Raw genomic sequence first — 23890 nt, 5'->3', positions numbered from 1 at the left:
GACTGCTTGATCGAGTCTCTCTAGACGATGCACACGGGACTCACGCCGGTAACGCACGCAGAGCGCTCCCCGTCGGCTGGGGCGCCCTACACGCTGGCCGGCGAGCTTGCGCGCGAACGCCGGGCGGGTGGTAACACCAGGCTCGAAGCGGGGGCCATCGACGTGCCTTGGTGCGACTAACTCACCGTGCAGGACTTGTCGGCGGCCCATGAACGGCGTGGTGGGATCGGTTCGGCCCGGCGAATGGCGCCCTCCCGCGCATCCCAGGAGGCGACATTGGCCGCTCCCGCGGCAGGCTGACGACGAAGAACCCGGTCTGGGCGGCCAGCCGGGCGCCAACCCGACTGCGGCCGCTGGGTTCGACACCCGGCTTGACGAAACTCAGGGACCCGCGCGGGTTCGATCAGCCCGGGCCGTAGGGATGCGCGAGGTCGTAGGCGCGAGAGAGCTTCTGCGGAACGACCATGCGCCAAGCGTCGACGACGAACTCGCGGGCCTCTGCGGGTTCCAGTGCCTCGAGATCTGCGTGGACCCAGTTGAAGCGCAGGTCCGACGCCGACGGCATCTGGAACTTGCGTGGATCGCCCCCGACCAGCGCAGCCCGCTCCTCCTTCGGGAAGGCGAAACCCATCGTGTCCTCGTCGAGGGAGAACGCCACGTAGACGAGCTGACCGACGCGGAACTTCAACCTCCCGCGCACGTACACGGGGTACGAGCGCTCCAACTCCGTTCCCAACGCTCGAACGTCATCGATCACCGCCATGCTCGGCCTCCCTCAGCTTCCGTCGGTCATGGCGTGGGGCGTGCACGGGCGCGTTCACGAACCCAGCATGCAGGACTCGCGCGAGCAGATCAAACGCTCTCTCGAGGAGGAACGCGATCGGTCTAGCCGCGCGTGGATATCGCGCGTACCGTCGAGCTATGGCGAAGCTCATCGAGAACCTGGCGGAATCAGTGCCCTCGTGGGGCGCGAAGGTGGCGTACGGCGAGAAGACCACGGTGGACGGGCGCGAACTCGTGCCGGTGGCGCTCGTGGCGTTCGGCTTCGGCGGGGGCGAGGGCTCCGGCGACATGCCGGCATCCGAGAAGACCCCGGCCGGACGGGGTGAGGGCGGCGGCGGCGGTGGCGCCGGTTGCGCCGTGCCGCTCGGGGCGTATATCGGCGGCCCCGACGGGCTGAAGTTCCGCCCCAACACGATCGCCCTCGCCGTGGTCGCCGTTCCGTTGGTGTCAGCGATCGGTGCGTCGTTGGCCGTCATCGTCGGCGCAGCGCGGTACGCCCGGAGGCGCTGACCCACTCCGCAACACACACCATGGCGGGCCGCGAAGCCCGCCACAAATGGGCGCTTCGCCTGCCTGCAGAGGGAGCATCCCGCCGCCCGTCGCATAGGGCGTCATCGTCGCGCCCGTCGCGCCCGCCGAGCCCAGAGCGATCGCACCTGGCGAGAATCGGCCTCAGGTGAGCCGTGCCGTGGCCCTCGCGCGCGCAACGCGAGCACGAGACATCCATTTCACTATTCAGTGTTGCTATCTACCAGTACTTGTGATTACTATGTACCAGTAGTCAGCAGTACCGAGTAGTAAATGGAAAGGAGGCACCTCATGGGCAAGCAGATGACCGAGATGCTCAAGGGCACGCTCGAGGGCATCGTGCTCGCGACGTTGGCCCTGCAGCCGGCGTACGGGTATGAGATCACCGCACGGTTGCGCGATGAGGGGTTCCCCGACATCGCCGAGGGCACCGTCTACGCCCTGCTGGTCAGGATCGAGCAGCGCGGCCTCGTCGACGTCGAGAAGGTGCCCTCCGAGAAGGGGCCGCCGCGCAAGGTCTACACGCTGAACGCATCGGGCAGCGAGGATCTCGCGGAGTTCTGGGACACCTGGAGCTTCCTCACGGAGCGCATCGAGCTGCTGCATCGCAGCGTGCTCGCACAGCAACACGACACACACGAACACGCCACACACGAACAGCACACGAACGAAGAAGAAGGAGCATGACCATGGCCGCCAAGTGGATCGAAACCATCACCGGGTCGCTCGAGCAGAAGAAGCAGTACCGCCAGTACAAGGCCCGCATCGAGGCGCTGCCCGAGCCGTATGGCACGGCCGCGAAGGCGTTCGAGCGGTACTTCATGTACAACGGCGGCATCACCGACGGCGACACCGCGGTGATGATCACGATGCTCGACGACTTCGCCGACCTGTGGGAGCGCGCCGCCGTCGACCAGACGCCCGTCTCCGCGATCGTCGGCGACGACCCGGTCGCGTTCGCCGAGGCGTTCAGCGACGCCTACGTCGGCAAGCGCTGGATCGACAAGGAGCGCAACCGCCTCGCGAAGACGATCGAAGACCTCGAACGACAGGACGACGAGCAATGAACACCGCAGCATCCGCACCGAACACCGCACGCACCGCACGCACCGCACCCACGCCGGCACCGGCCATCCGCGTGCAGGGCATCGAGAAGTCGTTCAAAGACCTGCACGTGCTGCGAGGCGTCGACTTCGACGTCGCGGCCGGCAGCATCTTCGCCCTGCTCGGCTCGAACGGCGCCGGCAAGACCACGCTCGTGCGCATCTTGTCGACGCTCTTGAAGGCCGACGCCGGGTCGGCGACGGTCGGCGGCTTCGACGTCGCCGCCAACCCCGGCGACGTGCGCGAGTCGATCAGCCTGACCGGCCAGTTCGCCGCTGTCGACGAGGTGCTCACGGGTCGCGAGAACCTCGTGCTGATCGCGAAGCTGCGCCACCTGAAGAACCCCGGCGCGATCGCCGACGACCTTCTCGCGCGTTTCTCGCTCACCGATGCGGGCGGCCGCAAGGCGGCGACCTACTCGGGCGGCATGCGCCGCCGGCTCGACATCGCGATGAGCCTGATCGGCGACCCGCCGCTCATCTTCCTCGACGAGCCGACGACCGGCCTCGACCCGCAGGCGCGCATCGAGGTGTGGCAGACCGTCAAGAAGCTCGCAGGCGCCGGCACGACCGTGCTGCTCACGACGCAGACCCTCGACGAGGCCGAACATCTCGCCGACCGCATCGCGATCCTGCACAAGGGCACGATCATCCAGAACGGCACCCTCGCCGAGCTCAAGCAGCTCCTCCCGGCCGCCACGGTCGAGTACGTCGAGAAGCAGCCCTCGCTCGAAGACGTCTTCCTGGCGCTGGTCGGCGAGACCGGCGAGCACGAAGCGGCCGGCGAGCACGAAGCAGCCGGCGAGCAACACGCGGCCGACGGGCAACACGAGAAGGAGGCATCCAAATGACCACCCACGTTCTCGGCGACACCGGTGTGCTCACCGGCCGCTCGCTGACCCACATCCTGCGCAGCCCCGACACGATCATCACGACCGCGGTCACACCGATCGCGCTCATGCTGCTCTTCACCTATGTGCTGGGCGGGGCGATCAACACGGGGTCCGACGAGTCGTACATCGACTACATGCTGCCGGGCATCCTGCTCATCACGATCGCGTCGGGCATCGCGTACACCGCGTACCGGCTGTTCCTCGACATGCAGGGCGGCATCTTCGAGCGGTTCCAGTCGATGCCGATCGCGCGGTCGAGCGTGCTCTGGGCCCACGTGCTCACGTCGCTCGTCTCGAACCTGGTCTCGGTCGCGATCGTCATCGGCGTCGCACTGATCATGGGGTTCCGCACCGGGGCATCCGTCGGCGCGTGGCTCGCCGTCGCCGGAATCCTGATCCTGTTCACCCTCGCACTGACCTGGCTGGCCGTGATCGCCGGACTCTCGGCGAAGACCGTCGACGGCGCGAGCGCGTTCAGCTACCCGCTGATCTTCCTGCCGTTCATCAGCTCGGCGTTCGTGCCCACCGACACGATGCCGGCGCCGGTCGCCTGGTTCGCCGAGAACCAGCCGGTGACCTCGATCGTGAACTCGATCCGCGCGCTGTTCTCGCAGCAGCCCGTGGGCAGCGACATCTGGATCGCGCTCGCCTGGCTGGTCGGCATCCTCATCGTCGCCTACGTGTGGGCGATCGCGATCTACCGTCGCAAGATCAGCTGACGGGTGCGGGGCCGGCTGCATCAGCGATATGGATGCCGCGGGGCGGGGTCGACTCGGTCGGCCCCGCCCTTCGGCGGTCTTGGCGTAGAGTCCGAGACATGTCGAAGTTCACGGAGAAGATGAAATCGCTCTTCCGTCGCCCTCGGCCGGTGACGCAAGAAGACGCTGACGAGATCGCGGACTGGGTGAACGAGGGCGGCGCCTTCGACCCCGAAGGGCCGCCGCGGGTCATCGACGCCGACGAGCAGGGCAAGAAGCAGAGCTGACCGGCCGTCGCCCCCCCCGGCTGTTGACCTGACGAACCAAGACCTCCACTCTGGAACAGTGCCGTGGGCCTACGCGATCCTCACCGTCGTCGCATACGTGACACTGCCGCTCGGTTCCGCGAGCTTCGAGCAGCAGCCGTTGCCGACGCTGCTCGTCGGACTCGTCTTCGTCGTGCTCGCGATCTTCGGGTTCCGCTTCGTGCAGCGTCGTTCGATCTGGTGGGCGGTTGCCTACGTCGCCGTGCAGCTGGTGCTCGGCTTCGTGCTCTTCTCGCTCTCGGGCGCGGCGGTCGGCTCGATCCTGCTGCTCGTCGTGCTGGTCTCCCAGAGCGTGCTGCTGCTTCCCCTGCCCGCCGCGGCCGTGGTCGCCGTCGTCATCCCGTTCGTGCATCTCGGAATGGATTGGCAGGGCGGGCTGCGCGAGGGGCTCGGCACCCTCGGCGCCACCACGTTCGCGCTCGTCGTGACCTGGCTGCTCGTGCGCGAGCAGAAGGCGAGGGCCGAGCTCGCCGCCGCCAACGAGCGGCTGCGCGGGTACGCGGCACAGGCCGAGCAGCTGGCCGTCATCCAAGAGCGCAACCGGCTCGCGCGCGACATCCACGACGGGGTCGGGCACCATCTGACCGTCGTGCAGATGCAGCTCGAGGCGGCCCGTGCGGTCATCGGCACCGTCGAGCCCGAGCGACTCGATTCCATGCTGGCCACCGCACAGGATCAGTCGGGCCAGGCCCTGGCCGAGGTGCGGCGATCGGTGGCGGCCCTGCGCGAGCACCGCCCGTCGCTTCCGGAGGCGTTGCAGGCGCTCGCCGCCGAGGCAACCGAGGCGGGCATGCCGACCGAGTTCGACGTGGTCGGCGGGCCACGGGCCGTTCGCACCGAGGTCGACGAGGCGCTGTTCAGGGTCGCGCAAGAGGGCCTGACCAACGTGCGCAAGCACGCCCACGCGAACCGCACGACCGTCGTGCTCGACTTCACCGATGAGGATCACGTCAGGCTCGAAGTCCGCGACGACGGGCGGGGCCTCTCCGAGACGCCTGGCGACGGCTTCGGCCTCACCGGCCTGCGCGAGCGGGTGGCGAGCCTCGGCGGCCGGATCTCGCTCGATTCGACCGGCGAGACCGGATTCGTCCTCACCGTGGTGGTGCCGGGATGACGATCCGGGTGCTCGTCGCCGACGATCAGGCGCTCTTCCGCGAAGCGCTCACGACCCTGCTCGAGGTGCAGCCGGGCATCGAGGTCGTCGGCGAGGCCGGCAACGGCGAGGAGGCGGTGCAGCGCAGCGGCCGGCTGCACCCAGACGTCGTGCTCATGGACCTGCGGATGCCCGTGCTCGACGGCATCGCCGCCACCGCGCGACTCCGGGCGGAGCAACCCGAGGTGCGTGTGCTCGCCTTGACGACCTTCGACGACGACGAGAACGTGTTCGCAGCGCTCCGCGCCGGAGCGGTCGGCTACCTGCTCAAGGACGTGACCTCGGCGCGGCTCGTCGAAGCGCTCGGCGCGGCTGCTCGGGGCGAATCGGTGCTGCAGCCGTCGGTCGCCGCGAAGGTCGTCGCCCGGGTGGCGCAGATGCCGCAGGAGGCACCGGCCCCGCAGCATCCACTCACCGAACGCGAAGTCGAAGTGGTGCGGCTGCTCGCCGACGGTCGCAGCAACCGCGAGATCGCCGCAGCCCTGTTCCTCGCCGAGGGCACCGTGAAGAACCTCGTCACGAGCGTGCTGGCGAAACTCGAGGTGCGCGACCGCACGCAGGCCGCCCTCCGCGCACGGGAGATCGGCATCTTCTGACCCGCACTCGGCCGGCCGGGTCATGCGCCGAACATGACCCGGAGCATGACCTTCTGCACCTGACGCGCGCCCGCGCTCCGCGAAGGATTCCAGAGTCCGAACACTGGAATCCGAAGAGGAGTCGAGATGAACCACGAAGCGACGAAGACGCACCGACCATCGGCCGTGAGGTTCGCGTTGCACGGGGTCGAGATGGTGATCGCCATGGTGCTGGGCATGATCGTGCTGGGCCCCGTGTGGGCGTGGGCGTGGCCCGGGCTCAGCGAGAACACGACCGCGCACGTGCTCGTGATGGCCACGAACATGTCGATCGGCATGGCGGTGTGGATGCGGATTCGCGGCCACGGCCTGCCGGCCATCGCCGAGATGTGCGCCGCGATGTACCTGCCGTTCCTCGTGCTGCTGCCGTTCTACTGGGTCGGGGCCCTCTCGGGCATGGCGGTCATGATGGCCGGCCATGTGCTGATGCTGCCCGCCATGTTGATCGCGATGCTGCGCCGCCGACACGAGTACGGGTGGTGAGCCCGATGCGCACCTTCATCAAGGTCGTCGTGCTCGTGCTCGCCGCCGTGGCACTGCCTGCGGCGTTCGGCACGCCGGCCGTCTTCGACGCGCTCGCCCTGAACGAGCCGCGCTCAGACGGCGCTGACGGTTCCGACGGCGCCGCCGAGGCGCCGGCGCCGGTCGAGTACGACCCGGCGAAACCCACGGCGGTCGTCGTCGTCGGCGACAACGGCGCCGTCGTGTCCGACACGCTCGCGCCCTACGAGATCCTCGCCACCACGCAGGCGTTCAACGTGTACACCGTCGCATCCGGCGCCGGCCCGGTGCCGCTCACCGGCGGGCTCGACCTCGTGCCCGACCTCACCTTCGCAGAGCTCGACGAGCTGCTGGGCGCCCCCGCAGATCTCGTCGTGGTGCCGGCGATGCCCGATGTCGGCAAGCCGACGACGAGGCCCGTAACCGACTGGCTCGAGACCCAGTCGAACGGCGGGGCCCTGCTGTTCAGCGTCTGCAACGGGGCCGCCGTCGTCGCCTCGGCCGGGCTGCTCGACGGTCACCGCGCCACCGCTCACTGGCTGCGCCTCGACAATTGGGAGGGCACGTATCCGGCCGTCGACTGGGTGCGCGGCACGAGGTACGTCGACGACGGCGAGGTCATCAGCACCGCCGGAATCCTGTCGGGCATCGACGGCACCCTGCATGTGATCGACCGCCTCGTCGGTGCGGATGCCGCGGCGCAGGCGGCGCAGGCGATCAAGTGGCCCTACTACGACCCAGACGGCGCCGCGCCGATGGAGCAGGCGCAGCTCGATGCATCCGATGCCGTGGTTGTCTTCAACACCGCATTCGGCTGGGACCGGCCACGGATCGGGGTGCAACTGACCGACGGAGTCGGCGAGATCGAGCTCGCCTCGGTCTTCGACACCTACGGCCAGTCGCTCGCGGTCGGCACGGTCGCCCTGGGCGACGGGCCGGTGCGGTCGCGGCACGGACTCACCTTCGTGCCGCGTGCCGAAACCGGGGTCGGGCTCGATCGACTCGTCGTGCCCGGCACGACCGAGCACACTGTCATCCCCGGGATGGAGCCGGTGCAGCACCCGCACCGCCAGGCGGGCTTCGCGTACGACGCCGTGCTGCAAGACCTGGCACGAACGACCGACGTGGCGACCGCGCGGTGGACGGCGAAGGTGCTCGAGTACCCCGTCGACGGGCTGGCGCTCGAGGGGCAGGCGTGGCCGTGGACTGAGACGCTGCACCCGCTCGCCCTCGCCCTCCTCGGCGTGTTCATCGCACTCGCGGCGTTCGCCGTCGTGCGCAGTCGCCGGCGCGCCCGACGGAGCATCCGACGGAACGCCCGACCGCACGAACGGGGAAGCAGATGACTCGCGAGCTCTCGGATCGGTTGCGCCGCGTGGTCGACGCCCTGCCCCTCGAACCGGGCATGCGCGTGCTCGAGATCGGCGGCGCGCCAGGGGCCGCTGCGCGCGAGGTCGCCACGCGTGTCGGGCCGCGCGGGCATGTGCTCGTGCTCGACCGTTCCGAGGCCGGCATCGCGCGCACCCGGGCGAACTGCAGGGAGGAGATCGACGCCGCCCGCATCTCGACGATGTGCGCGCCGGTCGAGGACTTCGAACTGTCGCCCGGCACCGGGCTGTTCGACCTCGCATTCGCGTGCCGCGTCGGTGCGCTCGACGGCCGTCACCCCCGGCTGTACGCCCCGGCCCTCGCTCGCATCCGCGCCGCGCTTGTTCCGGGCGGCAGCCTGTACGTCGACACGGGATCGCCGCTGACCGCGATTCGGCTCGGTGCCGCGTGAGCGCTACGCGGGTGACGCCGACGAGTGGATCCTCGTCGACCCCTTCATTCAGCCGCCTCCGGGGCGCGGCGCCCCATCCTCCTCGGAGACCTCGTCTCCTACGCGGCCGCGGACCTGGAGTTCGTCGTCGACGAATGGGACCTGCCCGGAGAGGAAGACGAAGTCGCCGACGGTCTTCGCAGGGAGGTAGTCCGCTCGTGGCTCGGGAACGGCTGGAAGCACGTAGCCCGCGTCCAGCAGGCGCTTGCCGACGGCGGTGGATGCCTGAGGGGTGGACGTCATTCGGCCGCCTCCCGAAGATCATGAACTTGCCTCATGTTACCGGCGTGCCCAGACGAGACCCCAGATCATATTCGTCGCGAGGCCTAGGCTGACGATCGTGAGCGAGCTCGATCATCTGGTCGTCGCGGCCGCCGACCTCACCGAGGGGGCCCGGTGGGTCGAGGAGCGCCTTGGCGTGGCGATGGACTCCGGCGGGAAGCATGAAGTCTTCGGCACGCACAACTGCCTCCTCTCCCTCGGCCCCGACTGCTACCTCGAGGTCATCGCCGTCGACCCCGGGGCCTCCGACCCCGGGCACGCACGATGGTTCGAACTCGACACCGACGCCATGCGCGAGCGGCCTGCCGAGGGTCCCGCGTTGGTGCACTGGGTCGTGCGCGTGCCATCGCTCGCCGGGGAGCCTCACGTCATGGAGTTGAGTCGTGGGAGCAACCGGTGGGCGCTCACAGTCGCGCCGGATGGTCGGATGCCGATGGGCGGCATCGCGCCGTCACACATCCTCTGGCGCACGCCTCCACCCGCAACACTCCTGCCCGACAGGGGGATCCGTCTGGAAGCGTTGAGCCTCACCACGCCCGACGTGGCGGAACTCGACCTGCTCGTGGCCGACGTGATGGGTCCCGTCGTCGTCGGGCCGGGAGACACGGGTCTCGTCGCGACGTTCCGGACCCCGTCGGGTCCGGCGGAGATCGGCCCGTCCGCCGCCCGATGAGGTGGTCTTCGCGTCGCCGGTGAGCGAGCGGCGCACTGGCACCCCGGAGGTACGCGCAGTGTCCGTGAGATCCTTCCCTGGTATCACGGGGGCCGTACCCGAGCGTGATGCGCCGTCGACCGTGCTGTTCGTAGCGTCGAGACGTGGACGTTCTCAACGATTTCATCCTGCAAGCCACGGCCTCGCCGTGGTTGCTCCTCGTCATGTTCTCGACGGCGGTCATCGATGGCTCCTTCCCACCCATCCCGAGCGAGATGGTGCTCGTGGCCGCCGCCGCCGTTGCGGCGTCTGCCGGGGACTCCTCCACCGTGCTCCTGCTGTGCCTCGTCGCCGCGATCGGGGCGACGATCGGCGACAACATCGCGTACGCGATCGGACGTGCGGTCGGCACGACGCGATTCCGCTGGATGCGAGGTCCGCGCGTCTCCGGGGCCTTCGTTCGAGCGCAGCGCGCGCTCGTGCACCGCGGAACGCCGGTCATCCTCGGTGCCCGCTACATCCCGGTCGGCCGCGTGGTCGTCAACATGTCGGCCGGTGCGCTGCGCTATCCCTGGCGCCGCTTCCTGCCCATCAGCGCCGTCGCCGGCGTGACCTGGGCCGTCTACAGCGCGTGCATCGGGATCCTGGCCGGACAATGGTTGGAGGGCAAGCCGTTGCTCAGTGCCGTGCTCGGGGTGGCCTTCGCGCTCGTGATCGGTCTGGTGATCGACCGCGTCGCCGCCGCCCGCCGGCGCAGGACGGACGTTGTCGCAGAGAGTCCCTCGCCGGCGCTTCGGAGCTACGCGGGTGAGACGGGCGAGTCGGATGCCTCCATGCTGACGGATCCGATCGCGGCGAAGTAGCTCTTGGAGAAGTCCACGGAAGCGTCGCTCAGCTGCGTGTTGTCGATGACGTAGGCGATGTTCACCGGGAAGTCCTTCATGGCGAGGTGGATCGTCTCGCCCGCGACTCGGGCGCACAGCACCAGTCCGAAGACGACGAGGTCGGCTGTGCCGTCGTCGTGCACCCGGATCATCTGCGGGTCGGCTGTAGTCGGGTCGACGCCGGCATGCTCGAGGGCCGCCACGGTGGTGCGGAAGTGGATCGGCTTCTTCGCGATGGCGAGGCTGTAGTCGGGTCGATCGGGCCCGGGAAGGATCCGCACGAGCTCGGCGTGCACGGGCAGTTGTTCCGCGAGATCCGCCGGCGCGGACTCGACGCTCGTGATGACGATCTTGGGGCGCGCGTTCGACTGAGTCACGCTCGAAGCCTAGCTTCGGGCGATCACGAACCGTGACGGCCACGGCTCGGTCCCGGTGTACCGTATGCCCATGCGCTGGGGTCGAAGGTACTTCGCCGTGCAGGCGATCGCCGGCGCTGCGTGGTGGGTCGCGGTGTTCCTGGTGCCCACCGTGCGTGAGGCGACGCTCGGCGGGCTCGACCCTGTCATGGTCGCCGTCTTGGACGTGCCGCTCTTCGTCGGCGCCTCCGCGGCGGCCGCGTTCGGGCTTCGGTTCGGCGCTGTCGTGGCCACCGGATGGACCATCGCCGTCACGGTCGCCCTCGCCGGGCACGCGGCCATCACGTCGGAGGCGGGATGGGGCGTGCTCTTCATGGCCGCCGCGGCCGGCGCCTCGGTCCTCGCCTCGTGCCTCCTGATTCTCGGGCGGGTGCCGACCGAGTGGATGCTCATCGGCCCCTTCGCCTTCGCGCCCGCCGATGCGCAGGCCGGCGCGAGGGTGCACGCCGCCAGCACTGCGGCCCAGATCATCGTGTTCTGGGGGCTGTTCCTCGTGGTCGGCCCACTGGTCATCGGCCGCCTCGAGCAGCGCTGGGACCTCGCCGTCGAGTTCCAGCCATCCATCCGGATCGCAGGGCTCGCAGTGCTCCTGCTCGCGAGCGCGCTGGGAATCTGGTCGGCCGCGGCGATGGCGACGAGGGGCGCCGGCACGCCGTTGCCGGCGGCGATGCCGAATCGTCTCGTCATCGCCGGACCGTATCGATACGTCCGCAATCCGATGGCGATCTCGGGGTTCGTGCAGGGCGTGGCGGTCGGGCTCATCCTCTCTTCCTGGCTGGTCGTCGCGTATGCGATCCTCGGATCGTTCGTGTGGAACTACGCGGTGAGGCCGCACGAAGAGGCCGACCTGGAGGCGAGGTTCGGTGACGAGTTCCGGCGATATCGCACGGCCGTGCGGTGCTGGTGGCCGCAGGTCACTGCTGTCCCTGCGTCGGACACTGTCGGTGCAGGGTGAGACGCGGCCTGGAGCGAGCCGGAGCGTGAGCGACCGTTCAGCCGCCCTGCCCGGGAAGCGCGCTGATGCTGACGAGTGATCCCGCCTCGTCGCATGCCAGCGCGATCTCGCCGACGGCGAGTTGGAACGCATCGTTCTCTCGACTGATGCCGCCTTCGGCGACGGCCTTCTTGGCATCGTTGATGCTCGGCGAGATGTCGGTGAGGCCGGCGACCATGTACGTCCAGCTGTCCTCGAGCGCCGCGACCCGCGAGGCGTACGCGATGTCATCGATGAGCCCCTGATCGTGCTGCCAGTCGGAGCGGTACCGAATGCCCTCGAGCGCGCTCACCTGACCGCAGGCGTGCGGCGCATCAGGGTCGGGCAGCATATCTCCGGCCGCATCGGCCGGGGGTGCGGTCGTCGGAGGTGTCGTGGCGATCCCCGAAGCGGGGCTCGCGGTGCAGGCCGACAGCGCGAGTGCGAGCAGGAGCGGCGCGAGCAGAAGCGGCGCGGTGGTTCTGGGTGATCTCATCGGGAACCTCGTCGTTCGAATCAGCGCCCGTGGCGGCGCCGCAGCGGTTCGACCACCCTACGCGCGGGCCTGCGCGAGCAGCGTGACTCTCCACAGGGGTGGGCCGACATCACCCGGGACTTGGCGGACGCACAACCGCGGGTTTACACTAACTGCGCGATATGAGAATGGTGCATTCGATTATCGAACACGACGGTGCGGGCTCAGCCCCACGAGGGCGTGCCCACAGAGCAGTGAGGAGAAGCTGTGCAGTTCCACCACTACGGCTATGTGTCAGGTGACCCTCGCGTGCAGCCCGCCGCCGGCGTCGGCCTCGATCGTCCCGACGAACTGCCCGACGAGGTCGACGTGCTCATCGTGGGCTCCGGCCCGGCCGGCATGGTCGCGGCCGCGCAGCTCGCGCAGTTCCCCGGTGTCGTCACGCGCCTCGTCGAGCGCCGCCCCGGGCGTCTTGCGATCGGGCAGGCCGACGGCATCCAGGCGCGCAGCGTCGAGACCTTCCAGGCCTTCGGCTTCGCGGAGCGCATCATCGCCGAGGCGTATCGCATCACCGAGATGGCGTTCTGGAAGCCAGAACCCGGCAACCCCCGGAACATCCACCGCGCCTCGGTCACGCCCGACGACCCGGCGCACGTCAGCGAATTCCCGCACCTCATCGTGAACCAGGCACGCGTGCTCGACTACTTCGCCGAGTTCGCGCACAACTCCCCCGCGCGCATCACGCCCGACTACGGGTGGGAGTTCGTCGGGCTCGAGGTGGCCCAGCCCGACGTTCCCGGCGAACCCGGCGCCCCGGGCGAGACCGAGTACCCCGTGACCGTCACGCTCGAGCGCGTCACGGGCGTCGGGGTCGGCGCGGGCGACGCCTCGCACGCCGTGCCGCTCGGCGGCCGGCTCACGGGCGAGCGCCGCACGGTGCGCGCCAAGTACGTCGTGGGCGCTGACGGCGCACGCAGCAAGGTGCGCGAGTCCATCGGGGCCCAGCACATCGGCGGCCAGTCGCAGCACGCTTGGGGCGTCATGGACACGCTCGCCGTCACCGACTTCCCCGACATCCGCACGAAGTGCTCGATCCAGTCCGAGGCAGGCAACATCCTGCTCATCCCGCGCGAGGGCGGGCACCTCTTCCGCATGTACGTCGACCTCGGCGAGGTGCCCGAAAACGACCACGGCGCGGTGCGCCAGACCACGCTCGACCAGATCATCGCGAAGGCCAACGACATCCTGCACCCCTACACGCTCGACGTGCGGGACGTTCCGTGGCACTCGGTCTACGAGGTCGGCCACCGCGTGACCGACCGCTTCGACGACGTGCCCCTCGACGAGCAGGGCACCCGTTCGCCGCGCGTCTTCATCACGGGCGACGCCTGCCACACCCACAGCGCCAAGGCCGGCCAGGGCATGAACGTCTCGATGCAAGACGGCTGGAACATCGGCTGGAAGCTCGGTCACGTGCTCGACGGCCGCGCCCATTCCGCCCTGCTCGAGACGTATCACGCCGAGCGCCACGTCGTCGCGAAGAACCTCATCGACTTCGACCGCGAGTGGTCGACGCTCATGGCGACCAAGCCCGAAGACCTCGGCGACCCGGCCGAGCTCGAGGAGTTCTACCTGCGCACCTTCGAGTTCCCCGCAGGCTTCATGACGCAGTACGAGCCCTCGCTCATCATCGGTTCGGCCGAGCACCAGGCGCTCGCGACCGGGTATCCGATCGGCAAGCGCTTCAGGTCGGCGCCGGTCGAACGGGTCTGCGACGGCAATCCGGTGCACCTCGGCCACCACCACCGGGCCGACGGCCGGTGGCGCATCTATGCATTCGCGGATGCCGCGGCGCCCGCCCTGCACGGAACGGCGCTGGCCGACTGGGCGAACTGGATGCACGAGGCATCCGACTCACCGATTCGTGCGTTCACGTCGACGGGCGCCGACCTCGACAGCGTGTTCGATGTGAAGGTCGTCTATCAGCAGCCGCACCTCGAGGTCGGGCTCGGCGAAGTGCCACCGGTGTTCCTGCCGAAGAGCGGGCCGCTCGGGCTGACCGACTACGAGAAGGTCTACGCGACCGACCCGCGCGACGACGTCTTCGAGGCGCGCGGGCTCGACCGCGGCGGGGTCGTCGTCGTGGTGCGGCCCGACCAGTACGTCGCGCACGTGCTGCCGCTCGGCGCCCGTGCCGAGCTCGCCGCGTTCTTCACCGGCGTCATGCTGCCGCGCGGCCCGGTGGTCGAGTAGGCGCGCCTCCCCGGTGGTCGAGTAGGCGCGCCAGCGCCGTATCGAGACCTGGCACCCGGTCTCGATACGCTCGCTTCGCTCGCTACTCGACCACCGAGACCGGCTCACCCGCCGTACGCCCGCGTCACCGCCTCGGCGGCGGCTTGCAGGCGTTCGGCGATCTCGGCCTCGGGCCGCGCGAACGACACGTGGATCACCGCGATCGACGCCGGCGGCTGCCCCGGCAGCACGAGCGGCACCGCGACCGAGCCGAGCGACGGCACGACCTCGTCGTGGCTCAGCGCGTATCCGCGGCGACGGCTCTCGGCGATCTCGGCGCGAAGCCCCTCGGGCACCTCGGCCGGCCAGGCGCTCTCGGGCAGGCTCAGCAGGATCGCCTTGCCCGGGCCGCCGCGCGTGATCGGATGCCGGTGCCCCGGTCGGTACGACACCACCGCGACCGACTGCCGCGGCGAAGCGCTCACGAGCGTCACCGCCTCGTCGGCATCGGCGAGCACGGCGAGCAGGCACGTCATGCCGAGCTCGTCGGCGACCGCGTTGAGCTCGGGCAGCGCGAGATGCTGCAAGTCGCGTGCGACACCCGAGGCGAGGGCCGCGAGCCCGGTGCCGAGCATGAGCCGCCCGGCCGCGTCGCGCGTGACGAGGCCGTGGTGCTCGAGCGTGCGCACGAGCCGGTAGGCGACCGAGCGGTGCACGCCGAGCGCGGCGGCGACCTCGTCGATCGAGAGGCTGCGGTCGGCGTCGGCGAGGATCTCCAGAATCCGGATGCCGCGGCTCAGGGTCTGCGAGCCGGCCTGGGCCGCGCGGGTGTCTGGTGTCATGCGTCCGATACTAGAACGCCGTGCTCGATCATCGAGCGGGGGCGCGACCGGCGCCGATCGACCACGGGTCGACGGGCTCACTGCACCGACAAGTTTTCGCCAGGCGGAAGATCGGGCGATCCTTCGCCTTTTATTCCGGCGGAATTGCTCCGCGATGTCGTGCGGGCGCTCTACGCTGGGCGGACGTGTCGCCACAGGGCGGCCGCTTCGATGAAGAAGCCGAGCGCTTTCGAAGAAGAGACGCAAGAGGAGCACCGTATGACGCGCATCGGGGTCGTCACCGAGCAGCATCCCGAGACGAGAGTCGCCGCCACCCCGGCGACCGCGAAGCAGTTGATCGCCCTCGGCTACGTGGTCGTCGTCGAGGCCGGCGCTGGAGCGCGGTCGGCCTTCCCCGACGACGCGTACGTCGCGGCGGGAGCCGAAGTCGTCGACGGCGTCGCCGCCTTCGCGAGCGATCTCGTGCTGAAGGTCAACGCACCGACCGAGGCCGAGATCGCGCTGCTCGCCCCCGGCGCGACGCTCATCGCGCTGCTCGCCCCCGCGTTCAAGCCCGAGCTGCTCGAGGCGCTCGCCGCGCGTGGCGTCACGGCGCTCGCGATGGACGCCGTGCCGCGTATTTCGCGCGCCCAGTCGATGGATGTGCTCAGCTCGATGGCGAACATCGCCGGGTATCGTGCCGTCGTCGAGGCGGCGCACGAGTTCGGCCGGTTCTTCACGGGCCAGGTCACCGCGGCCGGCAAGGTGCCGCCCGCCAAGGTGCTCGTCGCGGGTGCCGGGGTCGCCGGCCTCGCCGCGATCGGCGCGGCGTCGAGCCTCGGCGCGATCGTGCGGGCCACCGACCCGCGGCCCGAGGTCGCCGACCAGGTCAAGTCGATCGGCGGCGAGTACCTGAAGGTCGAGGTCGAGGTCGAGCAGTCGACCGACGGCTACGCCAAGGCGACGAGCGAAGACTACGATCGGCGCGCCGCCGAGATCTACTCCGAGCAGGCGGCCGACGTCGACATCATCATCACGACGGCGCTCATCCCGGGTCGTGCAGCGCCCCGACTCATCACCGCGGCCGATGTCGCGAGCATGAAGTCGGGCAGCGTCATCGTCGACATGGCGGCGGGCATGGGCGGCAACGTCGAGGGCTCCGTCGCGGGCGAGCGCATCGTCACGCCGAACGGCGTCGTGATCCTCGGCTACACCGACCTCGCCTCGCGCCTGCCCACGCAGGCCTCGCAGCTCTACGGCACGAACGTCGTGAACCTCGTGAAGCTCCTCACACCCGCGAAAGACGGCGAGCTCGTGCTCGACTTCGACGACGTCGTGCAGCGGTCGGTCACCGTCGCGAGAGACGGCGCCGTCACCTGGCCGCCGCCCCCGGTGCAGGTTTCGGCGGCAGCGGGAGCCGCGGCATCCGCTTCGCAGGCTATCGGCGCGAAGGATGCCGCAGCCGCACCGGAACCGAAGCGGCCCATGTCGCCCGTGAAGCGGGTCGTGCTCATCGCGATCGGCATCGCGTTGCTCTTCGGCGTGAACGCGATCGCGCCTCCGCCGTTGCCGCAGCACTTCACAGTGCTCGTGCTCGCGGTCGTCGTCGGCTTCTACGTGATCGGCAAGGTGGCCCACGCGCTGCACACGCCGCTCATGAGCGTGACGAACGCGATCTCGGGCATCATCATCGTCGGCGCCCTGGTGCAGATCACGAGCGACGTGCTCGTCGTGCAGATCATCGCGACCGTCGCCGTGCTGCTGGCCAGCATCAACATCTTCGGCGGTTTCGCCGTGACCCGACGTATGCTCGCGATGTTCTCCGCCGGAGCGCCCGCCCGCGGAGCCGCCGACAACGCCAAGACTGGAGCCGACCGTGGCTGAGGCCCTGCTGACCCCGGCGTCGATCGCCGGAGCCGCCTACATCGTCGCGGCGCTGCTCTTCATCATGAGCCTCGCTGGGCTCAGCCGACACGACACCGCCAAAGCCGGTGTCGGCTACGGCATCGCCGGCATGACGATCGCGCTCGTCGCCACCGTGTACGCGACGTTCGCGGGCGCCTGGGGCGAGCCGCAGACGACGACCGCGCTCATCCTGCTCGTCGTCGCCGTGCTGATCGGCGGTGCCATCGGCCTCTGGCGTGCCCGTGTCGTCGCGATGACGGGCATGCCCGAGCTCATCGCGTTGCTGCACAGCTTCGTCGGCCTCGCCGCCGTGCTCGTCGGCTGGAACGGCGCCCTCGAGGTCAGCGGCATGAGCGGAGCCCTCCTCGACATCCACCACGCAGAGGTCTTCATCGGCGTCTTCATCGGCGGCGTGACGTTCACGGGCTCGATCGTCGCGTTCCTGAAGCTCTCGGCGCGCATGTCGTCGGCGCCGCTCATGCTGCCCGGCAAGAACGTGCTGAACCTCGGGGCCCTCGTCGCCTTCGTCGTGCTGACCGTCTGGTACGTCATCACGCCCGAGCTGTGGCTGCTCGTGGTCGTCACCGCGCTCGCCCTCGCGCTCGGCTGGCACCTCGTCGCCTCCATCGGCGGCGGCGACATGCCGGTCGTCATCTCGATGCTGAACAGCTACTCGGGCTGGGCGGCGGCCGCGGCGGGCTTCCTGCTGAACAACGACCTGCTCATCGTGACCGGTGCGCTCGTCGGCTCCTCGGGTGCCTACCTGTCGTACATCATGTGCAAGGCCATGAACCGCTCGTTCATCTCGGTCATCGCAGGCGGCTTCGGCATCGCCGCGCCCACATCGTCGGGTGACGGCGACGAGGTGGGCGAGGTTCGCGAGATCGGCGCAGAGGATGCCGCGGAGCTGCTGCGCGATGCCACGTCGGTGATCATCACCCCGGGCTACGGCATGGCCGTGGCGCAGGCGCAGTACCCCGTGGCCGAACTGACGAGCCGGTTGCGCGAGCGCGGTGTCGAGGTGCGTTTCGGCATCCACCCCGTCGCCGGCCGGTTGCCCGGGCACATGAACGTGCTGCTCGCCGAGGCGAAGGTGCCCTACGACATCGTCGAAGAGATGGACGAGATCAACGACGACTTCGCCTCGACGTCGGTCGTGCTCGTGATCGGGGCGAACGACACGGTCAACCCGTCGGCCGCCGAAGACCCAGGCAGCCCCATCGCCGGCATGCCCGTACTGAGGGTGTGGGAGGCGGGCAACGTCATCGTCTTCAAGCGCTCGATGTCGGCCGGCTACGCCGGGGTGGCGAACCCGCTCTTCCACCGCGACAACGCGCAGATGCTCTTCGGCGACGCGAAGGCGAGGGTGGAGGACATCTTGCGGGCGCTGTGACGCCTCTGGCCGCCGCGTAGGATGGATCGGTACCCCAACCGATGTGAAAGAGGTCAAGTGGCCATCGCAGCCGCTCCCGAAGGCGCCCGCTATTGGGTCGTCCCGGTCGTCCGCGGCATCCTGGCACTCGTGCCCGCTGCCGCGATCACGTTCTCGCCGAACCACTCCCCCGAGTTCGGCCTGCTCGTCTTCGGTCTCTGGGCCGTGGTGTCGGGCCTCGTCACGGGGGCGTTGACCCTGCGATTCACATCGGAGCGCGGCATCCGCTCGTTCTTCGTGATCGCGGCCGTGGTGACCGTCGCCGCCGGCCTGCTCGCGCTGACCGTGCCTGGCGGCCTGCCGTTCCTGCTCTACCTCGTGAGCGTGTGGGCGGCCATCACCGGCATCCTCGAGCTTTTCGCCGGCCTGCGCGCCCGTGGCCGCTCGGCGGCAGCACGCGACTGGATCGCCGCGGGCGCGTTCACCGCGATCCTCGCGCTCGTCTTCCTCGCCATTCCGCTCGATGCCGTCACCGCGGTCGGCCTGCTCGGCGGCTATCTCGTCATCCTCGGCGTCTACCTGCTCATCGGCGGGTTCTCGCTGAAGTGGGCCGCCGGCTCAGCGGATGTCGCGCCCGACGCACCCCGAACGGAGCAGACCTCGTGACCAACACCCCCGGCGAGTACAAGCCGAGCCGGCGCGACCTGCTTCGCCCCGCCGAGTACGTGGGCGGCGCGGCGATCGCCGCCATCTTCGTCGGTGCGATCGCGCTCATGGCGACGCGCGACTGGACCCTCTCGCTCATCGGCGCGGGCGGCGTGTTCATCGTCGTGCTCGTGACGCTCGCGCTGCTGCAGATGGCGATCAAGCCCAACGCCGAGGAGTCGGCCGAGATCGCGGGCGACGACCCGCCGGCAACGGATGCCCCGCCGTCGGACGGGCCCGCGCGCTAGGGGCCGATTCGCCGCTCGCCGCTCGCCGCTCGCCGCTCGCGCGATTCGCGAGTTGCACGACGATCCCCGCGGCACGCCGGTGCGCACCGGCGTGCCGCGCAAATCATCGTGCAACTCGGCACAACCCCGGCGCGGGGCGCGGGGCGCGGGCGCGGGACGAGTGAGCGTCAGCCGAGGCGGTCGACGAGCTCCGAGGCGATGCCCGTGTACGAGCCCGGCGTGAGCGCGAGCAGGCGCTGCTTCGCGGCATCCCCGATCTCGAGCCCGTTCACGAACTCGGCGAGCTCGGCGGCGCCGACGCGCTTGCCGCGGGTGAGCTCCTTCAGCATGGCGTAGGGGTCGGCGATCGTCGAGCGGCCGGCGACGACCTCCGCGCGGATCACCGTCTGGATCGCCTCGCCGAGCACCTCCCAGTTGCCGTCGAGGTCGGCGGCGAGCACCGCGAGGTCGAGGTCGATCTCGCCGAGTCCGCGCTGGATGTTGTCGAGGGCGAGCATCGAGTGCCCGAAGCCGACGCCGATGTTGCGCTGCGCGCTCGAGTCGGTGAGGTCGCGCTGCATGCGCGAGGTCACGAGGGTCGCGGCGAGCGAGTCGAGCAATGCGCTCGAGAGCTCGAGGTTCGCCTCGGCGTTCTCGAAGCGGATCGGGTTGACCTTGTGCGGCATCGTCGACGAGCCCGTCGCGCCGGGCGCGGGGATCTGGCGGAAGACACCGAGCGAGATGTAGGTCCAGATGTCGGTCGCGAGGTTGTGCAGCACGCGGTTCGCGTGCGAGATCCGCGCGTAGAGTTCGGCCTGCCAGTCGTGCGACTCGATCTGGGTGGTGAGCGGGTTCCACGTGAGCCCGAGCGACTCGACGAATTCGCGCGAAACCGACGGCCACGAGACATCCGGGGCAGCCACGACGTGCGCCGAGAACGTGCCGGTCGCGCCCGAGAACTTTCCGAGGTATTCGGTCGCCTCGATCTGGCGCTCGATGCGGCGCAGGCGGTACGCGAAGACCGCGAGTTCCTTGCCCATGGTCGACGGCGTCGCCGGCTGGCCGTGCGTGCGCGAGAGCATCGAGGCATCCCGGTGCTCGCGAGCGAGGGTCTCGATCGTCTCGATCACGGCGCGGTACTTCGGGAGCCAGACGCCCTGCACCGCGTCGCGCACGGTGATGGCGTAGGAGAGGTTGTTGATGTCTTCGCTCGTGCAGGCGAAGTGCGTGAGTTCGGCGATGGCGTCGAGGCCCAGGTCGCTGAGGCGGCGGCGCACGTAGTACTCGACGGCCTTGACGTCGTGCCGGGTCGTGGCCTCGAGGCCCGCGAGCTCGTCGATGTCGGGCTGGCCGAAGTCGGTCACGACCTGGCGCAGGCTCGCCTTCTGGTGGTCGGTCAGCGGGGAGGTGCCGAAGAATCCGCGATCGGTCTGGGCGATCAGCCACTCGACCTCGACGTGCACGCGCGCCCGGTTGAGGCCGGCCTCTGAGAGGTGCTCGCCGAGCTCTCCGACCGCCGAGCGGTAGCGACCGTCGAGGGGGCTGAGCGGCTGGGGAGGCAGCGAAGTCATCGGATTCCTTGTCTGAGTGCTGGTGCGAGTTGCCGGAAGAGCGCCGACGTCGACCGTTCAATCATCTCAAGGACTCGATCGAACATCGCCGCGTCGGAGTAGTAGGGGTCGGGCACGTCGGAGAGTTCGCCCGCGTCGGGCCCGAATTCGAGCAGCATCCGCACCTTCTCCTCTTCGATCGTCGCCGGCGCCCAGTTGCGCAGAATGCGGGCCTGACCGCGGTCGAAGGCGATGACGAGGTCGAGTCGCGGAAAATCGGATGCCTCGAACTGACGAGCCCGATGGTGGCGCCCGTCGTATCCGGCGCGGTCGAGGGCGTCGATCGTGCGCTGGTCGGCGGGCTCGCCGACGTGCCAGTCGCCGGTCGCGGCCGACTCGATCGCCAGCCGGTCGCTCAGCCCCGCCCGCTCTGCGTGTGCACGCAACACGACCTCGGCCATCGGAGAGCGGCAGATGTTGCCGGTGCACACGAAGGACACACGGAACGGCGGCGCGTCCCCCGCGGAATCCGCTCGCGTCATGGGTTCCATTGTGGCCGACCGCGGGCGATCCCACAGCCCCGATTCGAGGGGAGACACGCTTGGCGGTCGAGCGCGCAGTGAGGGCGACTGACGGCACTTCTCCTCCACAGGTGCGGGTGAGTTCGTGTTGAACACCGATCGGCTCCGACGCCGAAGTGCGCCGAGCCCGAGTGGCCAGACTCGTCGCATGCTCGATTCCGATCCGTACCCGCTCGCCGTCAAGGGCAGCCCGGTCACCGAAGCACGCATCGAAGACGCTCGCGCGTGCCTGCGCATGCTGCAGTCACTCAACGCCGACGTGCAGGAGTCCGCTCATCGACTCGTGCCGCCGTCGACGGGCGCCTGGCGTTCGGCCGCGGCCGACGGCTACGCGCAGGCCCTCGACCGGCTGCGCACGCTCGTGATCGGCACGCGTGACCAACTCGCCGATGCGGAGCGGGCGCTCATCGACCGCATTCGACGCATGGAGGAACAGTTCGCGATACAGCAGGCGGCACTCGGCCTGCCGACGTCGACAGTGCGGTCGGTGCAGCGAACGGATGCCTCGTGGGCGACGCACTGATCGTCAGCGGCGGCGGCACGACGGCGGTCGCGACCGACGAGTTGTTCGCCGACGCAGCCCGGCTGGGAGGAACCGAGGCGACCCTGGCCGACTGGCGCGACCGCCTTCGCGTCATCGAAGTCGGCGTGCACCAGCTCGATCTCGCCGAGCCGACGGCATCGCCGCACGCAGATCAGAGCTCGCCCAACTGGGGGATCGCTCTCGCGCGACAATGCCTGAGGTTCGCCGAGGGCGACGCGACATCACTGCGCGACTCGCTGATGGCGAGCGCCGAACGGTACGGCCTCGCCGAACGCACCGTCGACGCGCTCTGGCGCCTCGGCGGTACGCAGCTCGCGTGGGTGGTCGGGGCCACCTGGCCGTGGTGGATCCTCGGGGCGATCACGATCGGAGCCGCATGGTCTGGCGCTCACGCGCTGGGTTGGCGCAGCCCGCTCGAAGACTGGGTCGCGGGCATCCGGCAGCTCCTGTCGGATCCGGCCTTCGTCCGCGCGGTGCGCTCAGCGGCCGACTCCATCGACGAGAGTCTCCTGGGTGCGCTGCACTTGCCCGGCGACCCCGCGATCAGCCTCGCCATCGGGGCGGGCATCCACGCGCCCGCGCTTGCGTCGATGCTGCTCGGTGCGACCGGCCGGCTCGGCGCCGTCACCGGCAGCCGCGTGCTCGTCGACGGCCCGGTGCACGTGAAGCGCACGGCCGACCGCCCGACCGAGGTCGCCGCCCCGACCGGCATCGCCGACCTCGCCGATCGCATCCCGCAATCCGACGACGCCGCGCAAGTGCGCGTCGAGCGCTACGGCACCGAGTCCGACCCGAGATGGGTCGTCTACATCGGCGGCACGGTCGACTTCACCATGACCGCGGGCGCCCAGACGAACGACATGACGAGCAACCTGTACGGCATCGCCGACGACTCGCCGATCGACGAGCAGCGAGTGGCGGGCGCCGACTCCGCTGCGGTCGAACGCGCCGTGCGCCAGGCGCTCGCCGAGGCGGGCATGCAGCCCGGGGACCCGCTCATCCCGATCGGGCACTCGGGCGGCGGCATCGTCGCGGCGACCCTCGCGGGCGACCCCGAGCTCAACGTGGTCGCGGCGGTCAACCTCGGCGGACCCGTCGCCTCGGCCGAGCTGCGTGAGGGCGTGCCGCTGCTCTCGGTCGAGCACGAGGAGGATCTGGTGCCGGCGACCGGCGGGTGGGGACATCCATCACCCGATCGCCTCACCGTCTCTCGAAGCGTGCTCGAAGCGGGTGGCGAGTACGACGACGTGCTGCCCGCCCACCTGCTCGTGCGCTACCAGGAGACGGCAGCGCTCATCGACGCCTCGGAGGAGCAGCGGCTCGTCGAGTTCCGCGAGACGGTCGCCGAATTCACCGGCGGCAGCACGGGCGCCACGGGCGAGATGAGCGAGTGGGTGGCGACCCGCGACGTCAGACCTTCGACGACGGGCGCAGCACGAGGCCGATGAGCCAGCTGATGAGTCCGAGCACGAGCGCGCCGAGCACGCCCCACCAGAAGCTCTCGATCACGAGGCCGAAGCCCATGAGGTCGCTGATCCAGTCGACGAGCAACAGCAGCAGGCCGTTGACGATGAACGAGATGAGGCCGAGGGTCAGCACGTAGAGCGGAAAGGCGACGATCCTGATGAAGGTGCCGATGATCGCGTTCACGAGCCCGAAGATCAGCGCGACGAGCAGGTAGGTGAGCACGGTCGCGAGCTCGGTGTCTTCGTAGGGCACGACGTTGACGCCCGAGACGATGAGCGTGGTCAGCCAGAGGGCGAGTGCGATGACGATGACCTTGACGATGAACCGCATGCCTCCACCTTGGCAGACTCCTGCACCAGACGGGC

The 23890-nt window shown here is 69.6% G+C and carries 29 protein-coding genes; 21 read left to right on the top strand and 8 right to left on the bottom strand.

The annotated features are described in order from the left end of the window. Positions 1-403: 403 nt before the first annotated feature. A complete protein-coding gene (locus ACWGST_RS07600) occupies positions 404-763 on the bottom strand; it encodes an MmcQ/YjbR family DNA-binding protein (RefSeq protein WP_452046058.1) in 360 nt (119 codons plus the stop codon). A gap of 158 nt (positions 764-921) precedes the next feature. Between ACWGST_RS07600 and ACWGST_RS07595 the strand changes: the two genes are divergently transcribed. The 11 genes from ACWGST_RS07595 to ACWGST_RS07545 all read left to right on the top strand — a co-directional run bounded on the left by ACWGST_RS07595 (position 922) and on the right by ACWGST_RS07545 (position 8400). Further along, complete coding sequence (locus tag ACWGST_RS07595) at positions 922-1293, top strand: hypothetical protein (protein ID WP_452046057.1); 372 nt, start codon at positions 922-924, stop codon at positions 1291-1293. Between the two features lie 309 nt (positions 1294-1602). Then, positions 1603-1998, top strand: a complete 396-nt coding sequence (locus tag ACWGST_RS07590) for a PadR family transcriptional regulator (RefSeq protein ID WP_452046056.1) — start codon at positions 1603-1605, stop codon at positions 1996-1998. Positions 1999-2000: 2 nt separating this feature from the next. Then, positions 2001-2378 carry a DUF1048 domain-containing protein gene (locus ACWGST_RS07585; RefSeq protein WP_452046077.1) on the top strand — a complete coding sequence of 126 codons (378 nt, stop codon included), beginning with the start codon at positions 2001-2003 and terminating at the stop codon, positions 2376-2378. Further along, positions 2375-3265, top strand: a complete 891-nt coding sequence (locus ACWGST_RS07580) for an ABC transporter ATP-binding protein (protein ID WP_452046055.1) — start codon at positions 2375-2377, stop codon at positions 3263-3265. Before ACWGST_RS07585 ends, ACWGST_RS07580 begins: the two co-directional genes overlap by 4 nt. Then, on the top strand, positions 3262-4026 hold the full coding sequence (locus ACWGST_RS07575) for an ABC transporter permease (protein WP_452046054.1): 765 nt from the start codon (positions 3262-3264) through the stop codon (positions 4024-4026). Before ACWGST_RS07580 ends, ACWGST_RS07575 begins: the two co-directional genes overlap by 4 nt. Positions 4027-4124: 98 nt before the next feature. Continuing rightward, entirely contained in the window at positions 4125-4292 is a 168-nt protein-coding gene (locus tag ACWGST_RS07570; protein ID WP_452046053.1) for a hypothetical protein, read from the top strand. 58 nt (positions 4293-4350) lie between these two features. Then, positions 4351-5445 (top strand): sensor histidine kinase, encoded by a 1095-nt coding sequence (locus ACWGST_RS07565; protein WP_452046052.1) that lies wholly within the window; start codon positions 4351-4353, stop codon positions 5443-5445. After that, positions 5442-6080, top strand: coding sequence for a response regulator (locus ACWGST_RS07560; RefSeq protein WP_452046051.1), 639 nt, complete (start codon positions 5442-5444; stop codon positions 6078-6080). The genes ACWGST_RS07565 and ACWGST_RS07560 overlap by 4 nt, the downstream gene beginning before the upstream one ends. Before the next feature lie 126 nt (positions 6081-6206). Then, the gene (locus tag ACWGST_RS07555) at positions 6207-6602 is read left to right on the top strand and encodes a hypothetical protein (RefSeq protein WP_452046050.1); all 396 of its coding nucleotides are present in this window, start codon (positions 6207-6209) and stop codon (positions 6600-6602) included. A 5-nt stretch (positions 6603-6607) separates the two neighbouring features. Beyond that, positions 6608-7966: a DJ-1/PfpI family protein gene (locus ACWGST_RS07550; RefSeq protein ID WP_452046049.1), complete on the top strand. Its 1359-nt coding sequence runs from the start codon at positions 6608-6610 to the stop codon at positions 7964-7966. Beyond that, positions 7963-8400: an SAM-dependent methyltransferase gene (locus ACWGST_RS07545; protein WP_452046048.1), complete on the top strand. Its 438-nt coding sequence runs from the start codon at positions 7963-7965 to the stop codon at positions 8398-8400. The genes ACWGST_RS07550 and ACWGST_RS07545 overlap by 4 nt, the downstream gene beginning before the upstream one ends. Positions 8401-8448: 48 nt before the next feature. On the opposite strand, the gene ACWGST_RS07540 is transcribed toward ACWGST_RS07545, so the two are convergent. Further along, positions 8449-8682 (bottom strand): hypothetical protein, encoded by a 234-nt coding sequence (locus ACWGST_RS07540; protein WP_452046047.1) that lies wholly within the window; start codon positions 8680-8682, stop codon positions 8449-8451. A gap of 97 nt (positions 8683-8779) precedes the next feature. Between ACWGST_RS07540 and ACWGST_RS07535 the strand changes: the two genes are divergently transcribed. Then, on the top strand, positions 8780-9394 hold the full coding sequence (locus ACWGST_RS07535) for a VOC family protein (protein WP_452046046.1): 615 nt from the start codon (positions 8780-8782) through the stop codon (positions 9392-9394). 143 nt (positions 9395-9537) lie between these two features. Further along, positions 9538-10236, top strand: a complete 699-nt coding sequence (locus ACWGST_RS07530) for a DedA family protein (protein WP_452046045.1) — start codon at positions 9538-9540, stop codon at positions 10234-10236. On the opposite strand, the gene ACWGST_RS07525 is transcribed toward ACWGST_RS07530, so the two are convergent. Further along, positions 10173-10634, bottom strand: coding sequence for a hypothetical protein (locus tag ACWGST_RS07525; RefSeq protein WP_452046044.1), 462 nt, complete (start codon positions 10632-10634; stop codon positions 10173-10175). The genes ACWGST_RS07530 and ACWGST_RS07525 overlap by 64 nt on opposite strands. A gap of 70 nt (positions 10635-10704) precedes the next feature. Here ACWGST_RS07525 and ACWGST_RS07520 point away from each other — a divergent pair, with 70 nt between their 5' ends. Next, positions 10705-11628 carry a methyltransferase family protein gene (locus ACWGST_RS07520; RefSeq protein ID WP_452046043.1) on the top strand — a complete coding sequence of 308 codons (924 nt, stop codon included), beginning with the start codon at positions 10705-10707 and terminating at the stop codon, positions 11626-11628. A gap of 37 nt (positions 11629-11665) precedes the next feature. Here ACWGST_RS07520 and ACWGST_RS07515 read toward each other — a convergent pair whose 3' ends face one another. Then, a complete protein-coding gene (locus ACWGST_RS07515; RefSeq protein ID WP_452046042.1) occupies positions 11666-12142 on the bottom strand; it encodes a hypothetical protein in 477 nt (158 codons plus the stop codon). Between the two features lie 246 nt (positions 12143-12388). Here ACWGST_RS07515 and ACWGST_RS07510 point away from each other — a divergent pair, with 246 nt between their 5' ends. After that, entirely contained in the window at positions 12389-14374 is a 1986-nt protein-coding gene (locus tag ACWGST_RS07510) for an FAD-binding monooxygenase (RefSeq protein WP_452046041.1), read from the top strand. Between the two features lie 104 nt (positions 14375-14478). On the opposite strand, the gene ACWGST_RS07505 is transcribed toward ACWGST_RS07510, so the two are convergent. Further along, positions 14479-15195, bottom strand: a complete 717-nt coding sequence (locus ACWGST_RS07505; protein ID WP_452046040.1) for an IclR family transcriptional regulator — start codon at positions 15193-15195, stop codon at positions 14479-14481. 258 nt (positions 15196-15453) lie between these two features. Between ACWGST_RS07505 and ACWGST_RS07500 the strand changes: the two genes are divergently transcribed. From ACWGST_RS07500 to ACWGST_RS07485, 4 genes are read left to right on the top strand one after another with little or no spacing between them, the layout of a single operon-like run. Beyond that, entirely contained in the window at positions 15454-17058 is a 1605-nt protein-coding gene (locus ACWGST_RS07500) for a Re/Si-specific NAD(P)(+) transhydrogenase subunit alpha (protein WP_452046039.1), read from the top strand. Next, on the top strand, positions 17051-18472 hold the full coding sequence (pntB, locus tag ACWGST_RS07495; protein ID WP_452046038.1) for a Re/Si-specific NAD(P)(+) transhydrogenase subunit beta: 1422 nt from the start codon (positions 17051-17053) through the stop codon (positions 18470-18472). The genes ACWGST_RS07500 and pntB overlap by 8 nt, the downstream gene beginning before the upstream one ends. 57 nt (positions 18473-18529) lie before the next feature. Then, positions 18530-19117 (top strand): DUF308 domain-containing protein, encoded by a 588-nt coding sequence (locus ACWGST_RS07490; RefSeq protein ID WP_452046037.1) that lies wholly within the window; start codon positions 18530-18532, stop codon positions 19115-19117. Next, on the top strand, positions 19114-19404 hold the full coding sequence (locus tag ACWGST_RS07485; protein ID WP_452046036.1) for a hypothetical protein: 291 nt from the start codon (positions 19114-19116) through the stop codon (positions 19402-19404). Before ACWGST_RS07490 ends, ACWGST_RS07485 begins: the two co-directional genes overlap by 4 nt. Positions 19405-19571: 167 nt before the next feature. Here ACWGST_RS07485 and purB read toward each other — a convergent pair whose 3' ends face one another. Beyond that, positions 19572-20954: an adenylosuccinate lyase gene (gene purB / locus ACWGST_RS07480; RefSeq protein WP_452046035.1), complete on the bottom strand. Its 1383-nt coding sequence runs from the start codon at positions 20952-20954 to the stop codon at positions 19572-19574. Next, on the bottom strand, positions 20951-21475 hold the full coding sequence (locus ACWGST_RS07475; protein ID WP_452046034.1) for a low molecular weight protein-tyrosine-phosphatase: 525 nt from the start codon (positions 21473-21475) through the stop codon (positions 20951-20953). The genes purB and ACWGST_RS07475 overlap by 4 nt, the downstream gene beginning before the upstream one ends. Before the next feature lie 187 nt (positions 21476-21662). Here ACWGST_RS07475 and ACWGST_RS07470 point away from each other — a divergent pair, with 187 nt between their 5' ends. Beyond that, complete coding sequence (locus tag ACWGST_RS07470; protein WP_452046033.1) at positions 21663-22037, top strand: hypothetical protein; 375 nt, start codon at positions 21663-21665, stop codon at positions 22035-22037. Beyond that, positions 22022-23506 (top strand): hypothetical protein, encoded by a 1485-nt coding sequence (locus ACWGST_RS07465; protein ID WP_452046032.1) that lies wholly within the window; start codon positions 22022-22024, stop codon positions 23504-23506. The genes ACWGST_RS07470 and ACWGST_RS07465 overlap by 16 nt, the downstream gene beginning before the upstream one ends. Here the strand turns inward: ACWGST_RS07465 and ACWGST_RS07460 are convergent. Continuing rightward, complete coding sequence (locus ACWGST_RS07460; protein ID WP_452046031.1) at positions 23469-23855, bottom strand: phage holin family protein; 387 nt, start codon at positions 23853-23855, stop codon at positions 23469-23471. The genes ACWGST_RS07465 and ACWGST_RS07460 overlap by 38 nt on opposite strands. Positions 23856-23890: the final 35 nt, after the last annotated feature.

The sequence above is a fragment of the Agromyces sp. NPDC055520 genome, from assembly GCF_053619715.1.
This window is presented reverse-complemented; position numbering and strand designations above follow the sequence as displayed.